Source organism: Mycobacterium kyorinense, assembly GCF_002101735.1.
In the GTDB taxonomy this organism is placed as follows: Bacteria; Actinomycetota; Actinomycetes; order Mycobacteriales; family Mycobacteriaceae; genus Mycobacterium; species Mycobacterium kyorinense.
On the sequence record NZ_LQPE01000115.1, the window covers coordinates 1 to 16,868 of the forward strand.

23 protein-coding genes are annotated in these 16,868 nt (G+C 64.6%); 5 read left to right on the forward strand and 18 right to left on the reverse strand.

The genetic code is table 11. From position 1 onward, the window contains the following. Positions 1–712 precede the first annotated feature (712 nt). Complete coding sequence (locus AWC14_RS13930; protein WP_084024885.1) at positions 713–910, forward strand: hypothetical protein; 198 nt, start codon at positions 713–715, stop codon at positions 908–910. 84 nt (positions 911–994) lie between these two features. On the opposite strand, the gene AWC14_RS13935 is transcribed toward AWC14_RS13930, so the two are convergent. Further along, entirely contained in the window at positions 995–1,381 is a 387-nt protein-coding gene (locus tag AWC14_RS13935; protein WP_084050296.1) for a hypothetical protein, read from the reverse strand. Between the two features lie 524 nt (positions 1,382–1,905). Here AWC14_RS13935 and AWC14_RS13940 point away from each other — a divergent pair. From AWC14_RS13940 to AWC14_RS28715, 4 genes are all read left to right on the forward strand, one after another. Beyond that, positions 1,906–2,220: a hypothetical protein gene (locus tag AWC14_RS13940; protein ID WP_084031206.1), complete on the forward strand. Its 315-nt coding sequence runs from the start codon at positions 1,906–1,908 to the stop codon at positions 2,218–2,220. A gap of 60 nt (positions 2,221–2,280) precedes the next feature. Continuing rightward, the gene (locus tag AWC14_RS13945; RefSeq protein WP_084024882.1) at positions 2,281–2,514 is read left to right on the forward strand and encodes a hypothetical protein; all 234 of its coding nucleotides are present in this window, start codon (positions 2,281–2,283) and stop codon (positions 2,512–2,514) included. A 190-nt stretch (positions 2,515–2,704) separates the two neighbouring features. Beyond that, positions 2,705–2,998, forward strand: coding sequence for a hypothetical protein (locus AWC14_RS13950; protein ID WP_084031089.1), 294 nt, complete (start codon positions 2,705–2,707; stop codon positions 2,996–2,998). A 164-nt stretch (positions 2,999–3,162) separates the two neighbouring features. Then, the gene (locus AWC14_RS28715; RefSeq protein ID WP_158089907.1) at positions 3,163–3,318 is read left to right on the forward strand and encodes a hypothetical protein; all 156 of its coding nucleotides are present in this window, start codon (positions 3,163–3,165) and stop codon (positions 3,316–3,318) included. Positions 3,319–3,460: 142 nt separating this feature from the next. Here AWC14_RS28715 and AWC14_RS13955 read toward each other — a convergent pair whose 3' ends face one another. From AWC14_RS13955 to AWC14_RS14020, 17 genes are all read right to left on the reverse strand, one after another. After that, positions 3,461–4,165, reverse strand: coding sequence for a hypothetical protein (locus tag AWC14_RS13955; protein ID WP_084024819.1), 705 nt, complete (start codon positions 4,163–4,165; stop codon positions 3,461–3,463). 379 nt (positions 4,166–4,544) lie between these two features. Beyond that, positions 4,545–4,934, reverse strand: a complete 390-nt coding sequence (locus AWC14_RS13960; protein WP_084031088.1) for a hypothetical protein — start codon at positions 4,932–4,934, stop codon at positions 4,545–4,547. 209 nt (positions 4,935–5,143) lie between these two features. Then, complete coding sequence (locus tag AWC14_RS13965; RefSeq protein ID WP_085241302.1) at positions 5,144–6,202, reverse strand: hypothetical protein; 1,059 nt, start codon at positions 6,200–6,202, stop codon at positions 5,144–5,146. Beyond that, positions 6,199–6,903 carry an NUDIX domain-containing protein gene (locus AWC14_RS13970; RefSeq protein ID WP_084024816.1) on the reverse strand — a complete coding sequence of 235 codons (705 nt, stop codon included), beginning with the start codon at positions 6,901–6,903 and terminating at the stop codon, positions 6,199–6,201. The genes AWC14_RS13965 and AWC14_RS13970 overlap by 4 nt, the downstream gene beginning before the upstream one ends. Then, the gene (locus AWC14_RS13975) at positions 6,903–8,483 is read right to left on the reverse strand and encodes a nicotinate phosphoribosyltransferase (protein ID WP_084031087.1); all 1,581 of its coding nucleotides are present in this window, start codon (positions 8,481–8,483) and stop codon (positions 6,903–6,905) included. The genes AWC14_RS13970 and AWC14_RS13975 overlap by 1 nt, the downstream gene beginning before the upstream one ends. Further along, on the reverse strand, positions 8,480–9,400 hold the full coding sequence (locus AWC14_RS13980; RefSeq protein WP_084024814.1) for a hypothetical protein: 921 nt from the start codon (positions 9,398–9,400) through the stop codon (positions 8,480–8,482). Before AWC14_RS13980 ends, AWC14_RS13975 begins: the two co-directional genes overlap by 4 nt. A 287-nt stretch (positions 9,401–9,687) precedes the next feature. Beyond that, the gene (locus tag AWC14_RS29205) at positions 9,688–9,849 is read right to left on the reverse strand and encodes a hypothetical protein (protein WP_211282300.1); all 162 of its coding nucleotides are present in this window, start codon (positions 9,847–9,849) and stop codon (positions 9,688–9,690) included. Positions 9,850–9,883: 34 nt separating this feature from the next. Further along, positions 9,884–10,054 (reverse strand): hypothetical protein, encoded by a 171-nt coding sequence (locus tag AWC14_RS28720; protein WP_158089908.1) that lies wholly within the window; start codon positions 10,052–10,054, stop codon positions 9,884–9,886. Positions 10,055–10,140: 86 nt separating this feature from the next. Continuing rightward, positions 10,141–10,476 carry a hypothetical protein gene (locus tag AWC14_RS13985; RefSeq protein ID WP_085241304.1) on the reverse strand — a complete coding sequence of 112 codons (336 nt, stop codon included), beginning with the start codon at positions 10,474–10,476 and terminating at the stop codon, positions 10,141–10,143. Positions 10,477–10,794: 318 nt separating this feature from the next. Further along, entirely contained in the window at positions 10,795–11,172 is a 378-nt protein-coding gene (locus AWC14_RS13990; protein WP_084024812.1) for a hypothetical protein, read from the reverse strand. Between the two features lie 28 nt (positions 11,173–11,200). Beyond that, positions 11,201–11,362 (reverse strand): hypothetical protein, encoded by a 162-nt coding sequence (locus AWC14_RS28725; protein ID WP_158089909.1) that lies wholly within the window; start codon positions 11,360–11,362, stop codon positions 11,201–11,203. 392 nt (positions 11,363–11,754) lie between these two features. Next, positions 11,755–12,417 (reverse strand): hypothetical protein, encoded by a 663-nt coding sequence (locus AWC14_RS29620; protein ID WP_224164088.1) that lies wholly within the window; start codon positions 12,415–12,417, stop codon positions 11,755–11,757. Positions 12,418–12,422: 5 nt separating this feature from the next. Continuing rightward, a complete protein-coding gene (locus AWC14_RS14000) occupies positions 12,423–12,683 on the reverse strand; it encodes a hypothetical protein (RefSeq protein WP_084024806.1) in 261 nt (86 codons plus the stop codon). A 205-nt stretch (positions 12,684–12,888) separates the two neighbouring features. Further along, entirely contained in the window at positions 12,889–13,695 is an 807-nt protein-coding gene (locus AWC14_RS14005) for a hypothetical protein (RefSeq protein ID WP_084024811.1), read from the reverse strand. Between the two features lie 144 nt (positions 13,696–13,839). Beyond that, on the reverse strand, positions 13,840–14,388 hold the full coding sequence (locus AWC14_RS14010; protein WP_085241306.1) for a hypothetical protein: 549 nt from the start codon (positions 14,386–14,388) through the stop codon (positions 13,840–13,842). Further along, positions 14,385–14,780 carry a hypothetical protein gene (locus tag AWC14_RS14015; RefSeq protein ID WP_084031086.1) on the reverse strand — a complete coding sequence of 132 codons (396 nt, stop codon included), beginning with the start codon at positions 14,778–14,780 and terminating at the stop codon, positions 14,385–14,387. Before AWC14_RS14015 ends, AWC14_RS14010 begins: the two co-directional genes overlap by 4 nt. A gap of 709 nt (positions 14,781–15,489) precedes the next feature. Beyond that, positions 15,490–16,818 carry an AAA family ATPase gene (locus AWC14_RS14020; RefSeq protein WP_084050257.1) on the reverse strand — a complete coding sequence of 443 codons (1,329 nt, stop codon included), beginning with the start codon at positions 16,816–16,818 and terminating at the stop codon, positions 15,490–15,492. Between the last annotated feature and the right edge of the window lie 50 nt (positions 16,819–16,868).

Here is a 16,868-nt window from a genome sequence, read left to right on the forward strand (position 1 = left end):
GCTTCGCCGCAGCGGAGACCGCCGGCGCAAGCGCCGACGACGCACGCCGGCCTCCGGCCGGCTACCCCCGTTGCGGGGTCAATTATGTTGTGCGCGTTGTCTTTTCGATGTGGTGGATGGTTGCGGTCTCGGCTTCGCCGTGACCGGGTTACGTGGCTGTGTGTTGTTGTGTTGCTTGGGGTTTTGTGCGACCCATTCTTCGGCTTCGCCTCCTTGTCGAATATCGTTGCGTTATCGGTTGTTTCATGCCAGCTCGCGGCTTCGCCGCTTACTCCATTTGTATCCCACTGCTTTTCGTACTATCACCCCATTTCGACTATGGCGCAAGGTCTTTCCTCCTTTCCGGCGCGGCAGTACGGGACAGCTGACGCTTGCCCCTCATACTTTCAATGCTTGCCTTCGCTCCCCTACCCCCGTCCTTTGCCGCCACCGGCCCCGCTCGCTTGGTATGAGGGGCACAATCCCCATGCTTTCGCGGCCTGTGCCCCCCGCGCCTCGAGCTCACCGGGCCGCCAGCCAGCCCAGGCGACCCCTACGACAACCCCGCCGCCCACCGGCCCCACCACAACCCACGCTCAGCGCGGCCGCAACCAAGCGCCGGGGCGCGCTCACGCTACACACCCCGTCGCAGGTTCGACTCCTGCGACGGGGTCACTGCGACGGGCACGCCTCCACCAATCCCGTTGGGCCACAAAGTGATTGGAGTGCAACAATGAAACAAATTGACGTCACCATTCGGACAACCGAGATCAACACTTACCGCGTCGAGGTTGACGATGACTTTGACGTCGAGAGCGCATGGGAACTCGAAGGTATCGAAGAATGGCCGCAGGTCGACAGCGATGTTAAGGACTGGTCGGTAATCGGTGCCGAAGAGGTCAAAACATCAGCGCCGAACCCGCGTAACTAGGCACACAGGGAGGTCGAAACCTCCGGGCGCACATCAGGATCAGCCGCGAGTTCGCCCGCCGAGATACAGCGGGCCAGCCCACGTTCATGCCTGTGCAGCCGAACCCGCGGACGACGCTGCAGCGCGAATCAGCTCGGCGACCTTCGCTGCGCCGAAGCAGCGGATTTTGGTCACCTGGTCACCGGTGCGGATGGCGATGATCTTGGTGACGAAGCCTGGTAGCAGTTCGACCGAATCGATCGAGCGGAGGTCGATGATGATGTCCAGCTGTCCCGATTGGATCGAGCGGTTGAGGGCGTTGGCGTGGAACTGAACATCGGTAGTTGTAACGGTGACCCGGCCACCGACCCACAGTCCACCGTAGCGGCGGCGGTAACGGCCCAGGACTCGTCCAGCGGCCGACGTCATCGGTACGCCGACGTCGACGTTAGCGATCAGCGCGTTGGCAACACGGGAGATGATCACCGTCACCGATTGCCTACCATCATCATTTCGTCTCACTTTCACTTGGACCCGTAGGTGGCGCCCGGTGTGCGCCGGCCTCGCCGCTTACGGGCCTTCTGCCCCTCATACTTTCAACGCTTGGCCAGGTCTACCCTCCCCCACCCATTTGCCCCAAGCGTGCCCGCTCGCTCGGTCTGAGGGAACACAATCACCGCGATCGGCCGACTGGCCGGCAACCGATATTGATCCGGGCGCGTGTGCTCAACTCGGTGTACCTCTCAGCCAACACCTGAGACCTGCGACGGGGCGCACGCACCGGCATCATGCGCCTCGAGCTCGCCGGACCGACAGGCCGGCCCTGCCTCTTCCACGCCCCGCGCGCACCAGCGCTGCCGTAGGCCCCCCGCGTGTGTCGCTCCACTATTCAGCACGTGCCGGGATGCCACCCTTTACACCAGGGCCACAGCGCGCTACCGGCCGATGATGCGCCCTGCTGACCCGCCGGCGGCCTTAGCAGTCGAGGGTAACCATACATTTGCGAGGGGGAAACATTGAGAGTCGAACTGTTCCACGACCGCAGCCCCGACTACGAATGCGGCATGCAACTGTTCATCGACGGCGCCCAGGTCACGTTCACCGAATACAGCATCGACCCCGGCGCCGGCCATTACTGGCACGACTGGATCGCCTCCCGCGCCTACGACATCGTCCACGCCAGTCCCGCAGTAGCCGCGCTCATCCGCCAGGAAGCGTTACTCGACAGCCCCTACATCGACGGCATGCCCCACGACATGACTCAACGCGAGCGAGACCTCGCCGACGCCATCGAACATCAGCGCGCACAGATCTGCCCGCGAGTTCGATAAGCACCCACAATGGCCTGTTACGGGCCGGGCCGGACAACACACGGGCGGAGGTAAAACCAAATGAGAGCTGACGAGGTTGCCTGCGATGACGTGGTCGTGGACTGCGAGGGTGCGGTCTGGGTGCACGAGCACGACCGTCGCGGCTGGCGATACTTCGCCGTCACAGGCGAAGCGCAGCCCGCGCTGAGTTTCGATGAGTTCACCACATTGCCCGCCAACTACGAGCCATACACAGTGCTCGACGCAGCGGCATCACACGCTATTCGGCGCTCACTGAGCCACTTGGACGACTAAGAGGTGGACCGTAATTGATTGTGGGTCTTGAGATTCCAGAGTCCGGCAATGATTACCGGGCTGTGGTTGATAGCCGGTCCGCGCCGTCTGCATTGCCGCAGGATCTTGCGCCACCCTCATCGCCGGCAACGGCGACCGCTGCTAAACCGCGCTAGGCACAACAGAAGACGAAACAAGGAACAAAGCAACAATGACGACACAGCAAGCCACTGCCCAACAGGCCGAACAGGTAGCCGACGCGCTCATGGAGGCATTCAACGCGCGGCGGTTCGGATTCGAGCGGCCCACGGTCAAAGTTGACGATTGGGAACAGGGCCGCACCGTGTTGATCTGGACCGACGGACCCTACGGCTGGAGCTATACCTTCCCATTCGGCGGTTATGTCGGCAACTACAACGTCCCGAGCGTCCAACTGCCCGCCGGCGTATGGACCGAAGCTTACAACGACTCCGTCATGTCGGTGTGGTACGACGACGACCGGTGAACCGCAAGCAAATCCACGACGCGGCCATGTAGTGCGTGAAGCGACCTGATGGGGCAGATACGCAAAACTCGTCAGCGTCACCGGTCGCCGCGCGCCACCCCAGTCGCTCCCAACCGGGCGACCGCTGTCACCAAAACAATCACAACAGGACAGGACACCAAATCATGGCACAAACCGACCCCAGCCGTGTCATCGAATTCCTACACGCCTACGGGCAAGCAAAATTCGGCGACGAATGGTGGCCTGGAACCGCCGACGCACACATGACCGAAGCCGAACTAGCCCAATTCGACGACGTCTGGCCACATCTCAAAGCCTGACGCCGCCTGCTTATCGTGTACTGCGGCGATTGCTCGCGTTGTGGTGGGCAGGCTCGGGGCCGGACGAGGATCGGGAAACCACGCCGTCCGGCCCCGGGGAGGCTGGCGGATGAGCGCTACGGCCTCCAGGGGGGCCACGAGATCAGGTCGGGCGCTGCTTCTTCCACGCATCGCGCGCATCAGCGGTGGCATAGGCACCCGGGCAGCCCTGGATACGAGGCCGATCCACGGTTCCAACTTCATTGGCGCTCACTACATCGCCGTGCCAGTCCCCACCGCATAGTTCGCAGCGCGGCTGACCGACGTTGTGGTCGTAGCCCGACGGCTCACGCTCCAACTGGACGCTCACCAAAGCGTCGATGGCATCGATCACGCCATCCTCCGGATTGCCCGCAGGCTGGCCCGGGGGATCGATGGAATCTGCCAAAACCTGCACTAAGCCCGCGACACTGGTCGGTGCAGCAGCCTCGGGATGATTCAACCCGTTGAGTGCACCGAGGGTATTCGGGGCAAACCTGCCGCTGTCACGACGGTAATCGACCACGTTGAGCCGGTTACCGGATGGCCGAAACGCAACCGACCCCACGCACTCCCCCCGCTCATCGTAAGCGTGAATCGCAGTCTCGGAGCACAGGCCGAAAGGACCGAGCACCCGCAGCCGGTACTGCGGAAAATGCGGACGCAGCAGCGCCGCAACCTGCTCAACCATCACCGTCGGCGCCAGGTGCTTGTAGCAGCGCTCAATGCTGCGCTCAGCCACCTCACGCCGCCGGCGGGCCCGCTGCAATCGCTGCTCCCACTTGTCGTATTCGGCGTAAATCTCCGCCAGACTGGCCAGCGTTTTCATACCTCTCACCGCCCCTTCCCGGGCTCACGCCCCGGCTACCCGCCGGAGCTCATCGGCGCCGAGCTACGCGCCCGACACATCAGAGGATATCGTCACACACCGACATCGCCAGGCGACGGGTACTGCGTGCACACTCACCTCCAAACCAGCCGGCGCGGCCCGAAACGGTTGCGTTACACACGAATTCCCCTGTTCACCATCCAAACCAATCAGCCGACCACCACCCGGCCACCGCGGGGCACCTGCTCATCAAGTTGCTGACGCGCCAGCGACAGACATCGACGTCGCGCCCATGACTGTCGCCTCGCGGGCCGCGCGGCTTGCCCGTGACACAGCCGCGCCGGCAGGCGATCACGCGATGACCTATGTGGCCTAAACCTCAAACATGGAACGCGATCTCGTAGCCGACTGGGATCATCGCGAGATACGCCGCCATCCCGATCGGGATGCCGATCAGCGGCGTCCGGCGGAAACGCGCACATACCGCGGCGCCCACAATGGCCGCGGCTAGGCCGGCGCCCAGACACATCCACGGAATCATGACGAGCAGGTTCTGACCGGCCGCCGAAAGCGTGCACACCCTGTCGGTGCTGCCGTCATGGCAGTTGTCAGTGGCCATGGCCAGTGGCAACATCAGCACGACGGCCACCCCGAGACCCACCAGCGCCAAGCCCGCCAGCACACCGACGAACCATGCCCAGTGCGTCCCGTGCCGCCGAGGATTCGGGTCATCGACTCTTCCGCGGTGCGGGTTGAGGTAATCGGTCATTGCGCTCACCGATAGCATCCACGGCGCCACCGCGTGGGCGATAACGGTGGACAGACACGATCGGATTTCTCGCGCCGCACAATCAGCGCGATGGCGCACACACTACGCGGACCGATGCGCTGTCCTCGACTCGTTGGCGGTTGCGGTGCCAGCAGCGCCGGATTCAGCTCACTGATCATTGTGCAACCCTAAAACCTGGGCGACGGATGTCATGGCGGCGTTACGTGGTGCGGAAAGCAGACCGCGGCCACCGCGTTGTCTTCGTCGACGAGGGCCTGCATGGTGGTTTCAAAGGCCTTCTGCTGATCTCGGTGGTCGGCTGGTGTCGTGGCGTGGGCGTCGCGGGCCTGCACGACTTGTGCGACCGCTTGATCGGATAGGTCGGCGATGCGGCCCAGGTGCGGCGCGATACGAGGCTCCGACACCCGTTTGGCGTAGTCGCGCAGTTGTTGTGACCAGTCCCGATAGGTCCCGATGTCTGGCTCGCTTCGGGTGATGTTCTGCGGATCCGCCAGCTGCCTTTTGTCGTAGATCAGTTTCACCGCAGCATGCACGACGCGGCAATCTGGGCTTGTTCGATCCACGATATGGATCAGCGTCATCAACACGATCACCGGGATCGCGACCGCCGCCACGAGCTGCCAGTACCGGCGCGCCGGCACTGCGATCGCCCTCTCGTGATCGTAAGGCGAAGCAATCGCCGCCGAGTCGGCAGCGGCGCGCAGTACCTCGAGGTTCTCCCGTGTGCGCTGCCGGCGGCGCGCCCTAGTCATCGACTGAATCACCGATAGGAAGGCGACACCGATGAGCATTCCACCCAGGAGGGGAACAGATGCGAGGAACTCGACCACCGCGGCCACGATGACCGCAACCGGTATCCACCACTGAGCCGCACGCTGCGCGCGGGATGTCCCCCGTTGGTAGGCCTGCGCCAGGGTGCCAGTCCGGATGGCTGCAGCCAGTATGTCCGGATCGGCGGGCACCACACCGGTGCGCAACGCCTCGAGCGCTGCCAGGCTCTTCTTGCGGTCAAGTCCTTGCAGCGCATCGAGATAGCGCTGGCGGATCGGCCGCTGGATATATGTGGTGGCCCCGGAGGTGATCGCGCACAACGCGATAACGGCCAGCCCGGCCCACAACCACCCGATCTGGTACACGAACATCGGAAATATCCAGAAGACGACGGCACCGACAAGGACCGCCGATGCCGCAGTGCGCACTGGCCAGCGCACCCACAGCGGCGACAGAAAAAGCCGATCGGAGATCACGCGCGGGCCGTGGCTCTGGCGGCGCGGCGCGTCTTGGTTTTGCTTTTCGTGAAGACGAGAGCTGGTCTGCCAGGACCGGTTTCGCGTTTGCGGCTGTGGTCCGGGTCCACCTCATACATGCCGCAACGGCGGAGCCGCGAGCCGATCGTGCTCTCGCTGGCGCTCGGGTCGCACCCCCGGGCGAGCGCCATGACGTCGGTGAAGGTGGTGGCCTCCCCGAGTAGTGCGTAGGTCAGGGCGGGGTCGGTGAACAGCCCGGTGCTGATCTTGGCCAGCGCCGTGCGGACCATCGCGGAATGCCCGAAGGGCATGTCGTTGGGAATGTCCTCGATGGGCACGGTGCCCGGGGTGCCGGCGGGGATCCGGACTCCGACGACGATGGAGACGGTGTGCCCCCGTTCGTCACGACCGGGATCACTGACCACATCGAGGACGGCTACACCGCCGACAACCTCGACGCCGGCCTTTTCTCGCATGATGCGTCGCGCGGCCTGTTCGACCGTCTCCTGGTTCCAGGCGGCCAGCAGCCCTCCGGGAAGTGTGGTCGCACCCCGGTGGGGCTGGGTTTTGCGGGTGATGAGCGCGATCCACGCGGTGTCGACGTCTTGGGTCAGTGCCACCACGTCCACCGATAGCCAGGTCCCGTGGATGGAGTGCTCCCCGTCTTTGTAGGCGAGGTTGGTTTCCCGTAGCGATGTCATCACACCTCCTTGGCCGACATCGAACGCTTGGTGCGGCGCAGATACAGCCCGGTCTCGCGACGCAGTTCATCACGGACGTCAGCAAATGAGCTCTGCCGCAACAGTTTTCCGTCCTCGTACACCAGCCGGAGTTCCTGGTTGGCTTCCTGGTCGGCGTCCGCGTGCTCAATCAGGTACGGCCGGCTGTCCATCATGCGGCGCACAGCCAGCCGACCGGTCGCGGATTTCTTTGTCCCGTCGTCGGTAACAGGATCCTTTAAGATGTCGTAGCCCTGGCCGTTGATCTGAACCCACGTCGCCTTCATCGCCATCTTGAACGTGTCGCGGGTCTGGTACTGGTAGGTGTAGCTGCCGTAGCCGAACACCACTGCGGTGGAGGCGAATCCCTGCCGCATCAGGTTCGCGGTGATCGCGTCGGCGCGTTCGTAGGTGATCGAGTCACCATAGATAGCGCCCACGTGCGGATCGAGGTCCCGATATCCCTTGTCGTTGAGCACCGTTCCGAACTCATCGGCCAGCAGGCCCACCACACCGCGGCGCGCCGGGCTGCCGGGCGGGGCGTCGGGGTCCCCGCACAGGATCAGCTCGGGGTCACCGCTGTCCGGCCGGATGACCAGCTTGCCTTCCCGCGCCAGGATCGTGTCCTTGAGGCGTGGCAAAAAATCGGTGCAGACCCGCCACAGATCCCAGGTATCGGAGACGATCGACAGGATGCCGGCCGGGTAGAGCGCCAGCAGCCGCCGAAACGTCTCCAGCTCGGTGTCGCGGCCGCCGGCGCACATCACGCTGTGCTCGGTGGCCGCGCACGACGCCGCCACGATCCCGTTGTCGCCCGGGTAGTAGCGCTCGATGAACCGGACCGCCGGCAAGGTGTCGGTGCCGCGGAAGCTCAGCAGATGACCGGCGCCGCTGGCCGCAGCGGCTTGCATTCCCGCCATACCGCGGCAGGAGAAGTCGTGGCCCTGATAGTCGACGGCGGCGGGGTCACCAGACTTCTCGGCGCGCTCGTCGAGCAGCACCCGGTTGCGCCAGGCGATTGTGGCGCTGGTGATCGGCTGCCACAGCTCGGCGCACAGCTCGGTCTCCAGGTAGTTGGTCAGCCAGCAAACCCGGGGGTCGGTGTTTTCGATCGTGAAGTACGGGACCCGCAGCGGGACCAGGGCGCCTTCGCGGAATGCTTTGACGCGCAACGGAAGATACCCGATTTCATGCAGGACGCGGAAGTGGTCGGTGCCGACGTCACCCGTGCCCAGCAGTGCTGTGACTACGCTGTCGTACTTCGCGAGCGCCTGGTCCAGGGTGGCGTCATCGAGGCCGAAGAACTCATCCCAGCGCTGCGTGAGCCGGGTCAGGAAGGCTTGCAGGCCGAAGAAGACCGTCACATCCACCCCGGGAACGCGGCTGCCCCGAGCGGTCAGATTGGAGAACACCACCTCAGTGCCCGGCGGGTATTGCCGGCGGTGATCGAGTTTGTAGGCGTCGGTGGCCAGCAAGGTGTCCACCACGCGATCCACAACCGCGTCGGCCGCGGCAGCATCTCTTCGGGGTCGGTGCTCGGTGGACGTCGTCGGGGCGCTCATCGCTGCTCCCCCGCCCCCGCCAACTCACCCAGCTGCACCGCGGCGGTGATCCACGGCCCCAGGGCCGTCACCTGGATCTGGCTGTCCGCCAAACCGGCGGCCACCGCGGAGCTCAGCGAATCGGTGGTGTAGATGCGCCGGTAACGCGCGCGGGCCGCGGCGGAGAAGTCCGGCTTAGTGAACCCGCCGTGGGTCACCCACAAGTCGAGCACCACCCCGTCCGGCACGGCGCCAGCTAACAGTGCGAACGTGCCGCCACCGTCGAAGATGTCGTCAACCACCAGATAGGCGCCCGGCGCCAGGTCGGCGTCGAGCGAGTAGTCGGTCAGCCGCCCGGTCTGCGGGTCACGATTCTTACTGGCCACATAGACCGGCACGCCCAGCAGCGCGGCCACCTCGCCGGCCCGCGCCACCGCGCCCTTGTCGGGGCTGATCACCCCCAGGTGCCCCGACGCGCCTGCGTCGGCTGTCAGCGCACGGTGCACGATGTCGCCGAGCGGCAGCAGGTGCTGGCGAATCGCTGGGTTGGTGGCCCGCAGCGCGGCCAGCCACACATCGCTGTGCGGGTCGATGGTGACGATGTCGGTGATGCCGGACCCGGCGGCCAACGTGGCGTTGACCAGCGCTGGATTGGGAACATCCTTGTCGCCGCGTGCGCTGGGGAGGTAGGCAAGGGCCAGCACCCGGGGTTGTCCGGGAAACAGATGCTCTGCAAGGGCGGCCCATTGCTGGACCAGTGTCCAGTCCACAGCGGTGGCGTGAACCGCCATCATCTGGATGGTTCCCTGGACGAGATCGGTATCCGGGATCCGACGCACGGTGATGTCACCCATCGGGTAGGAGAACACCTCGAACGTCTGGGCCTCGAACAACCCGCCGCGGCCGAGTACGTGGAACTGGTATCCGGGATTGGTCATGCCGACACAGTACAGGCATTTTCTCGCAAATCAAAAACAATTCTTCGCACGGCGCGCCGCGACCGACGTTCACCGCGCCCGCGTCAACTGATGCCGTCCGCCCCTTGAGGCCACCCCAGCAGGCGACCACCCAGTTATCAACTGGCGCCGACAAGGCACCATCCCGGGGCGTGCAGCGCCAGCTTCATCAGCCAACTGCCCCGGTCGGTACCGGATTACCGGGACGCAAGATACGCGGCGGCGACGAGGACCAGGGACGAAACAACCCTTTCACCGATGATGGGTATTCATCCGGCAGCTCCACTCCCGGTGCGCACAGCAGACCACCCATCCGGCACCGCGAACCACGTGGGCTCTGCATATGTGAACTGCGCCAACGCATCTGCGACGCTGCCGGCCTCGACAGCGTCGACCAGATCCCCGTCCTCGTCATAGACCCACCAATACATCCATCCCCCTATTTGGTCGCCGACACACGAATGATCACTCAGGCTCGAGCTCACTGATCTTTGAGTGCCAGTCGCGTCCGACGATGCGCCCACGCCGTTCGTCGTCGTAACGAATGTGGGCGAGTCCCTCATCGGCGTACACCTGCAGAACGGTTCCGGTGAATCCGTAGATATTGCGGATGCGGTCGCCAGGCTTGATATCCATGCTGACTCTCCGTGTGTCGGTTGCAATTTGAGCCGGTAACGTCGTAGCCAGCGCTCCGACACCCGGACGCCGGCTCGAGGGCGCGGTTAGTTGTCGTATGCGTGCTGCATTTCATAGCCGTCCATGTCGCTGATCTCGTCGTCATAGTTCGACGGGTTGGCCCGCGAATCATCGCGTAGCCGCTGGCCGAATGCGTTGTAGCGCGCGCCGCAGCCGTCACAGTCGGTGTCATATCCACCATGGGAGACCACAGTGCAACCGCAGTCGCCACACGGCCAAGACCGCTTGCGGTGAACCTCGGCGGAAATATCGTTGTCACGCAGTTCATCACACAGCTTGTAGGCTGCGCCCTGATCGGTTGTGGACAGGCGCATTTCGCCCATGCCATCCCAAACCTCGAACGTCGTGGCGATATCAGTCATGGTGAATCTCCTGTGTCGGTGATGATTAGACCATTGCGCCGATGGCGGTCATTGCGGCGCGCTTGGTGACTAACCGTCGTGGAATTCGTACACGCCTTTGCACTCGCAGTACCCACATGCGAATTTCTTAGCTCCATAGCGAGCTCCTTAGGTTTGCGGCGGTCAGCCCTCTGTGCAGCCGGGATGACCGGCTTCCCGACATCCGGTCGTCCCACACACAATGCCTGTCGTCGCCGCTGTGCGGCGAGACATGCCCTTGGACAACGTTATTCACCCGTCGCGCCAGCGCTGCCGCGTTTGGGTGCAGCGGTTCCGAACTCATCGGCCAGCAGGCCTTGTCGCGGGGTCGATGCGGATGCGGATGCACCAACCGTTCAGCAGGGGAAGGTCACGGCGCGCTACGAACGCATTGTGCAGATATTCGCTGGCGTATGCCCAGGAGTCGCTGACGATTTCGTCGCCGTATACGGCTGCCGCCTCGGCCCGCTCCGCGGTTCCCAACGGGAGCCACTTTGCGCGTTCTCGCCCGTCGAGGCCCTCGCTCTCGCGCACGGCAATTAGGGTGGCGAGCTGATCGATCAGCCCGCCGGGCGGTGCCTTCGCGTCGGCGTCGGTGAAGGCGCCGTCCGCTGCAACGGACCCATCGGGTGCTACAAGCTCATAGCGCATGCCGTTGCTTTCTTTGGCGGGCAGCATAATTCGGTTCCTTCCGTCACCGTGGTGGCTAATCAGCGACGACGGCGAGCGTGCGCAACAGTTGCTGGTAAGCGTCCCCGCCGTCGGCAATGTCAAGGTTGACGATCGCCCATATGTCCTCAGCCATGGCGGGCACATGGTCGGTCTCGGTGTAGTCACCACCGCGGTAGATGACTCGATAGGTACTCAACGCATCCTCTTCAATTCATGCAGCTCGGGCTGGATAGTTCTTCCAAATCTCGGCGCCCATCGAGGTTTTCCGGCTCTTCAGTGGAGCGCTTCGCTGAGGTCGCGCCTAAGCACCCGTTTGCCATGTGCCCTCCCGCACGAGCAAGCAGCCATGCAGCCGGCCCACACGATTTGTCCACCGACGATCACCGGCCGGTAAACACAGAATCGCCGACCGCAGCAATTGCAGAACGGACCATAAACGCTTACCCCCCTCCCCTGAACTGAACGTAGCCGAGCACGCGGGCCCGCCACGGCTGCAACACGACGCAACCCGTCGTTAGTTCGGCGCCGTCGTCGACGAGCGCTGCCGGCGGCGACGACGGCGCCGCCGGCTATCGCCGCAACCTATGTTTAACCGAAGGGCCAGCCGTCCGGAGCGTCATCGATGTACTGGTCGCCGGGCGGATCGTCGTAGGCTGCGGCAATGCGTGCTGCGGCCGCAGGCGAGGCAGCTGCCACCGCACGGTCGCGGGCATCGATCCAGTCGCTGTACGTGTAGCCGCGCCCGGCGTCGATCTGGTATTCGTCGTACTCCGCCCCGAATACCAGCTCGCGGCCATCCAAGAACAATGTGCAGTCGGTGTCGCCGTCTGGGTCGCGGACGATCACCAACTCAAGCTGCGGGCGCGCCCGCTTATCACCATCCGAGCCGGGGTGGAAGGGTCCGATCATCTCTGTCGCGGTCCGCCATGTATCCATGGGAACGTCGTAGATGTGCAGCCCGCCGCGGTAACTCGACTGCCAGTACCACACCGAAAAGAACGTCATGCCGATCTCGGACACGACTTCTTCGTTTCCGCTCCACCCGCCAGTCACCAGCCGAACCCGCATCACCGGGTTCCGGTGCTCGTTGACCGCTTCTGCCACGTCGATCAGCGACGGCGTCCACCACAGTCTGCGGATCATGTCGACGAATCCGGCTGGGCTGCCGCTAAACCCACGCAGCTGGGCGATCCCCCATTCAGTTGGATACCCGTGCTCGTCGACGAACTCACCGCTGCGATCACTTCCCATGTCGATCACGCCCCGATCACGTAATCGACGTACAGGTCGTGGGCGTGATCTTCAGCAGCCTCGACGGTGACCTGGGCCGCCCGCTCCGATTCCAGCCACTCGATCTGACCCTGAAGCTCATAGACGTCAAGCTTCAACGCCTGCCGGTGCGCCCAGTTGTACGCCAACGGAAGCTCACCCTCGGTGCGCGCCAACAGATACCGCGCCTGCTCCAACGTCAGATCCTCGACAAAAACCGGAACGTCGTCCTCGATATAGAAGAACATCAACCTCGCCCCTTCCCGGGCTCACGTCCCGGCTACCGGCCAGGACTCTGTTCAATGGTTGCCGCTCAAACATTCTCGTTCAAACCGACACCCTCATACTATGACCGCCCACCGACAAAAATCGTCGGGATGGATTAGCGGATGGGGTAGACGATCCGCCCGCCGGGTAGCCCGTCGAACGGCCGGGCGGCGCGGTGGACAGGCATTAGTCGTTCGGTGTTTCGGGATAGTCGATCACCTCGGCGCCGGCGCCGGATTCGGTAGCCTGCGCTACCGCGCCGCCATGTCTCTGTCCACCGAGGTCTTGGTGGTGGTGGTGGTGGTGGTAGCGGGCCTCCGCATCGTGGCGGCTACGGTGGGCCGGCTGCCATGCCCCGAAGGCGTAGGCGGCGACGTAAACCAGCAGCGGCACCTCGTATAACGGGATGCAAACCGCGGCCAACAGCACCGCCTGCAGATATTGGCGGCGCACGATCGGAAAGCGTCGCCGGCCGTCGTCAATACCGAACATGGCCATCACGACAACGAGGGGGCCGCCGACTGCGAGGGTTTGCCAGCTGTAGCTACCGACGACGACGCAGAGCGAGGCGAATGCCGCCAAAACGACGAACAGCCACCAAAAGTGCGGGCCAGTGGTGTCGCGGATGGGCCGTGGAAAGGTCGGCGTCGGCGCTGGCCGGCCTTCCCGACGATCCGAAGCGTGCAGGGCGATGACCCGCCCGCCAATTTTGAAATACGGCGTGAAGCGAATCGCGGCTATCGCCCCCACAAGCGCGAACGCCCCAAAAGCCGCTACCGCGGTCGACCACCCGCGGTCCAGCAGCGCCAGGGCGGCCAGAGTGCAGCCGCCCAGCCACCCCGACCAGTAGGCACGCCGCTTCACCGCCAGGTCGTGGATGAAGAAGTCCGCGATGAAAAACGCGGCCCACACCGCGAACGCGCAGAACATTAGCGCCGTCGACCAGCCCGGCGGTGTCACCCGGATCGCGGCAGCAGCGAACGCGATCACCATGGGGCTACCCGTATGCCGGTTGCCGCGGAATAGATCCGGCCGACGGCGCCGAACCGTCCGAGCGGACTCCGCACGACCATGTGCTAAGGCTAAACGGTGCTGGGGTGCGGGGCGCCGCCCCGCCGGGCGGGGCGGCGCCAACGGTCAGGACACGGCGGGTGCGCGGGCTACTGCGTTGAACCGGTCGCGGTCGGCGAGCTCGGTGTTGACCAGAGCCGTGGCGGTGTCGATAACCCACGCCAGCGTCTCCCGCGCGCTGGTGGCCGGTTCGGGAGCGAACACCCGGTGCGGTTTGGACACATATGTCGACACCAGCAGTGACACCGCCGGGCTGCAGCCGGCCGGCTGTAGCCACAGCACGACTTCTACGCCGTCGACGACCCCGTCGCCGCCGTGGGCCGGTTCGATATCGAGACTGATCCAGTCGACACCCACACCTGGCCGCAAACCGGCAACCGCGAGCCACGGCACCGGAGTCGGGTCGGTGTGGAAGACCTGGTTGGCCAGCGCATGCAAGGTGTGTTCGATATCGAAGGGGTCCGCCAGGTTAGCGATTAGCTCGGCGATGGCCTCGGTGTCGGCGTCGTCCGCCCACCAGCGCTCGAACGCCTGCCGATCGCGCCGCACCTGCAACGGCACCCATCCACGCTCGCCGTCACCGGCGGCAGTGGCGTCGTTGTTCGACGCGCTCATGTCCACCGCTCCCTCTGTGGCGCGAGCGGGCGCTCGGGGTCGAGGTGCCATACGTAATCGCCTGATTCCTCACGCAGCCGTCCGTCAACGACGCGGAAGCCGAACAGGGCGCCGTCCTCGCCGTCAAACCGGACATACGACCCGTCAGTGGCGAATCTGCCTAGAATCTCTAGTAATTGATCCGTGCCCGACAAATACTTCTCGCGGTGGTGGCCGAGGCTGAACCACTGATCCGGGTCTTCTTCGCAGTCCTCGAAACAGGTGATGTCCTCAACTGCATCTGCCAGGCTTGCATAGCTGCCGAACTCGGCCTCGACCGCTGCCAGCGCGGTGGGAACCTGGTCGGCTGGGATCGTGAAGTCGACATCAACCGTGTACGCATCGTATCCCATCACCGCTCCCCTTTCACCGAATCACTCTGCGCCACTTGCGTGTTGCCGCTCGCCGCCACACGGGAGTAGGAGCCGGCGCGCCCACTTCTCGGCTGGCGCGATCTTGGGTTCACCGGGTCGGCGATACTCGCCGGCGCGAAATGTTGACTCATCGATACTTTGCCCCTTCCTGGGCTCGTGTCCCGGCTACCGGCCGGGACTTTCTTTGTTGTTGTCGGCGATTTCTCGCCGACGCCAACACTTTAACTATCGCCACCGACAGCATTCGGCGCGCGCTGCGCCGGTTTAGAAGGGGCTGTTCTGCACGGCAATTCCGCCGCCTGCCCACTCTTCCGGCGACATCGACCACGCCCACACGCCCGGCCGATCCGGGCGTACCGGGCCGTGTTCGGGTCCGAGTTGTTCTAGCTCGGCTCGGCATGCTGGGCATCTGTCCGTGGCCGCGTCGGGCCCGTAGAAGCGCAGGTAGGTGCTGTTGCGGCATACCGCTACGCGCACTCGGTTCGCGGTGGTCTGCGCTGCCGTGAGCGAAGTAGCGGTATTGACACTGGTTGTGATGGTCATCGTTTCCAGCCCCTTCCTGGGCTCACGTCCCGGCTACCGGCCGGGACTCTCCTCAATGGTTGCCGCTCAAGCGTTCTCGTTTGAACCGGCCCCCTCATACTATGACCACCCACCGACAACCACTTCCCTGGCCGACCCGGGCCGCTCACACGGCGTTGGTGCGCAAAATCTGGTCGAATACCGCTGCGGCAGCATCCACGTCATCCTCACCGGCATGACCCTCTAGCACCGCCTCGGTCTGCTCATCGACTAGCACCGTCAGGTGGCAGCGATGCCGGGACAGCATCACGCACAAACGGCTCGCGTCGAGCGAAAACCCTTCGGGGATACGTTTTCCCACCATCGGATGCACCGCCACCGCCGCTGCACGCTCAAGCCCCTGCAGGGCGTTGGCGGTGCCGACGAGCACGCCGGGGAACTCTCCGAGGGTGGCGCGGATCGCGGCGGCTTGCGCCACGTGGGGCACCACGACGGCGATATCGGACTCCCCCAGCGGGCGGCTACCCGCCGCCGTGGTCACGGTGGCACCATCGAGCAGTTCACGCACCCGTCCGACCGTGGCGTCGATGACCGATTGCGACGTAGGCCCGTTGGCGGCAGAGACGGCGCGGTGCGACAACTCCGGCAACTGAACGCCATCGAAGGTTAGGTGCTCGTCGGGACGCCGGGATGTGAACGGCAACTCGGGGTAGAACGCAGATTGCACCAGCGCGGTCGTCGCGGGTCCGAGCCGCCAGGTGTAGCGCAACGCGATGATGCTCACCGCGTTGCGGTGCGCTGCGGCCAACGCTTGCGGGCTGGGCAAGTGTGGCCCGGTCGGGCTGTCGGCCCACCGCGAAGTGTCTCCGGTGACCACCGGAGCGATCTGTCCCGGATCGCCCACCAGGACCAAGGTCGCGTTTTTCGCCATCGAACCCAACGCGCACAAGTCGCCGTAGGTGCATTGGTAGGCCTCGTCCACAATCAACAGATCTGCACCGAGTCGATCCGGTTCGGATACAAGCCATTTCGCGGTTGTCGCAACACGTACCGCGCCGCCGCTGGCGGGCCACACGTCGTACTTGTTCCCGATGATCGGGCAGTCGCCCACATCGGGGCGCGGCCCGCCGGTTTTCCACAGCACGCCGACCTTGTCGCGGTCGCCGACCGCGGCCAGACGGCGGGCGATATCGGTGGCTTGCGCCCTGGTTTGGGCCGCGATCCCCACGCGCAGCCCGCCCCGATGCGCTAGCAGCGCCGCCAAAAGCACTGTCAGTCTGGTCTTTCCGCTTCCCGGCGGAGAAGGAACGACGACAGCCGGGGCACCACCCCACGCGGCCAGAACGATCTGCGCGGTGACAGGATCGGCCAGCAATTCCTGCCCCGGGTAACCAGTCACCGGGCGTGTGGCCGGGCGCGCGGCGGTGTCGTCTTGTGTCCCGGCCGCGGCGGCAGGCGTCGATACCCGATTGTTGAGCGGCTTAAATGCACGCATCCAATGGCCCCTTTCCGGGCTCGCATCCCGGCTACCGGCCGGGACTTTCG

What these genes read in the sequence shown, in the direction of transcription:
- AWC14_RS13945 (WP_084024882.1), top strand. Translation starts at nt 2,281, where the DNA reads ATGAGAGCTGACGAGGTTGCCTGCGATGACGTGGTCGTGGACTGCGAG.
- AWC14_RS14010 (WP_085241306.1), bottom strand. Translation starts at nt 14,388, where the DNA reads ATGAGCGCGTCGAACAACGACGCCACTGCCGCCGGTGACGGCGAGCGT.
- AWC14_RS28715 (WP_158089907.1), top strand. Translation starts at nt 3,163, where the DNA reads ATGGCACAAACCGACCCCAGCCGTGTCATCGAATTCCTACACGCCTAC.
- AWC14_RS14020 (WP_084050257.1), bottom strand. Translation starts at nt 16,818, where the DNA reads ATGCGTGCATTTAAGCCGCTCAACAATCGGGTATCGACGCCTGCCGCC.
- AWC14_RS28720 (WP_158089908.1), bottom strand. Translation starts at nt 10,054, where the DNA reads ATGGATATCAAGCCTGGCGACCGCATCCGCAATATCTACGGATTCACC.
- AWC14_RS13990 (WP_084024812.1), bottom strand. Translation starts at nt 11,172, where the DNA reads ATGCTGCCCGCCAAAGAAAGCAACGGCATGCGCTATGAGCTTGTAGCA.
- AWC14_RS13955 (WP_084024819.1), bottom strand. Translation starts at nt 4,165, where the DNA reads ATGAAAACGCTGGCCAGTCTGGCGGAGATTTACGCCGAATACGACAAG.
- AWC14_RS13960 (WP_084031088.1), bottom strand. Translation starts at nt 4,934, where the DNA reads ATGACCGATTACCTCAACCCGCACCGCGGAAGAGTCGATGACCCGAAT.
- AWC14_RS14015 (WP_084031086.1), bottom strand. Translation starts at nt 14,780, where the DNA reads ATGGGATACGATGCGTACACGGTTGATGTCGACTTCACGATCCCAGCC.
- AWC14_RS29620 (WP_224164088.1), bottom strand. Translation starts at nt 12,417, where the DNA reads ATGGGAAGTGATCGCAGCGGTGAGTTCGTCGACGAGCACGGGTATCCA.
- AWC14_RS13950 (WP_084031089.1), top strand. Translation starts at nt 2,705, where the DNA reads ATGACGACACAGCAAGCCACTGCCCAACAGGCCGAACAGGTAGCCGAC.
- AWC14_RS14000 (WP_084024806.1), bottom strand. Translation starts at nt 12,683, where the DNA reads ATGTTCTTCTATATCGAGGACGACGTTCCGGTTTTTGTCGAGGATCTG.
- AWC14_RS13980 (WP_084024814.1), bottom strand. Translation starts at nt 9,400, where the DNA reads ATGACCAATCCCGGATACCAGTTCCACGTACTCGGCCGCGGCGGGTTG.
- AWC14_RS29205 (WP_211282300.1), bottom strand. Translation starts at nt 9,849, where the DNA reads ATGTATTGGTGGGTCTATGACGAGGACGGGGATCTGGTCGACGCTGTC.
- AWC14_RS13985 (WP_085241304.1), bottom strand. Translation starts at nt 10,476, where the DNA reads ATGACTGATATCGCCACGACGTTCGAGGTTTGGGATGGCATGGGCGAA.
- AWC14_RS13975 (WP_084031087.1), bottom strand. Translation starts at nt 8,483, where the DNA reads ATGAGCGCCCCGACGACGTCCACCGAGCACCGACCCCGAAGAGATGCT.
- AWC14_RS13970 (WP_084024816.1), bottom strand. Translation starts at nt 6,903, where the DNA reads ATGACATCGCTACGGGAAACCAACCTCGCCTACAAAGACGGGGAGCAC.
- AWC14_RS13930 (WP_084024885.1), top strand. Translation starts at nt 713, where the DNA reads ATGAAACAAATTGACGTCACCATTCGGACAACCGAGATCAACACTTAC.
- AWC14_RS14005 (WP_084024811.1), bottom strand. Translation starts at nt 13,695, where the DNA reads ATGGTGATCGCGTTCGCTGCTGCCGCGATCCGGGTGACACCGCCGGGC.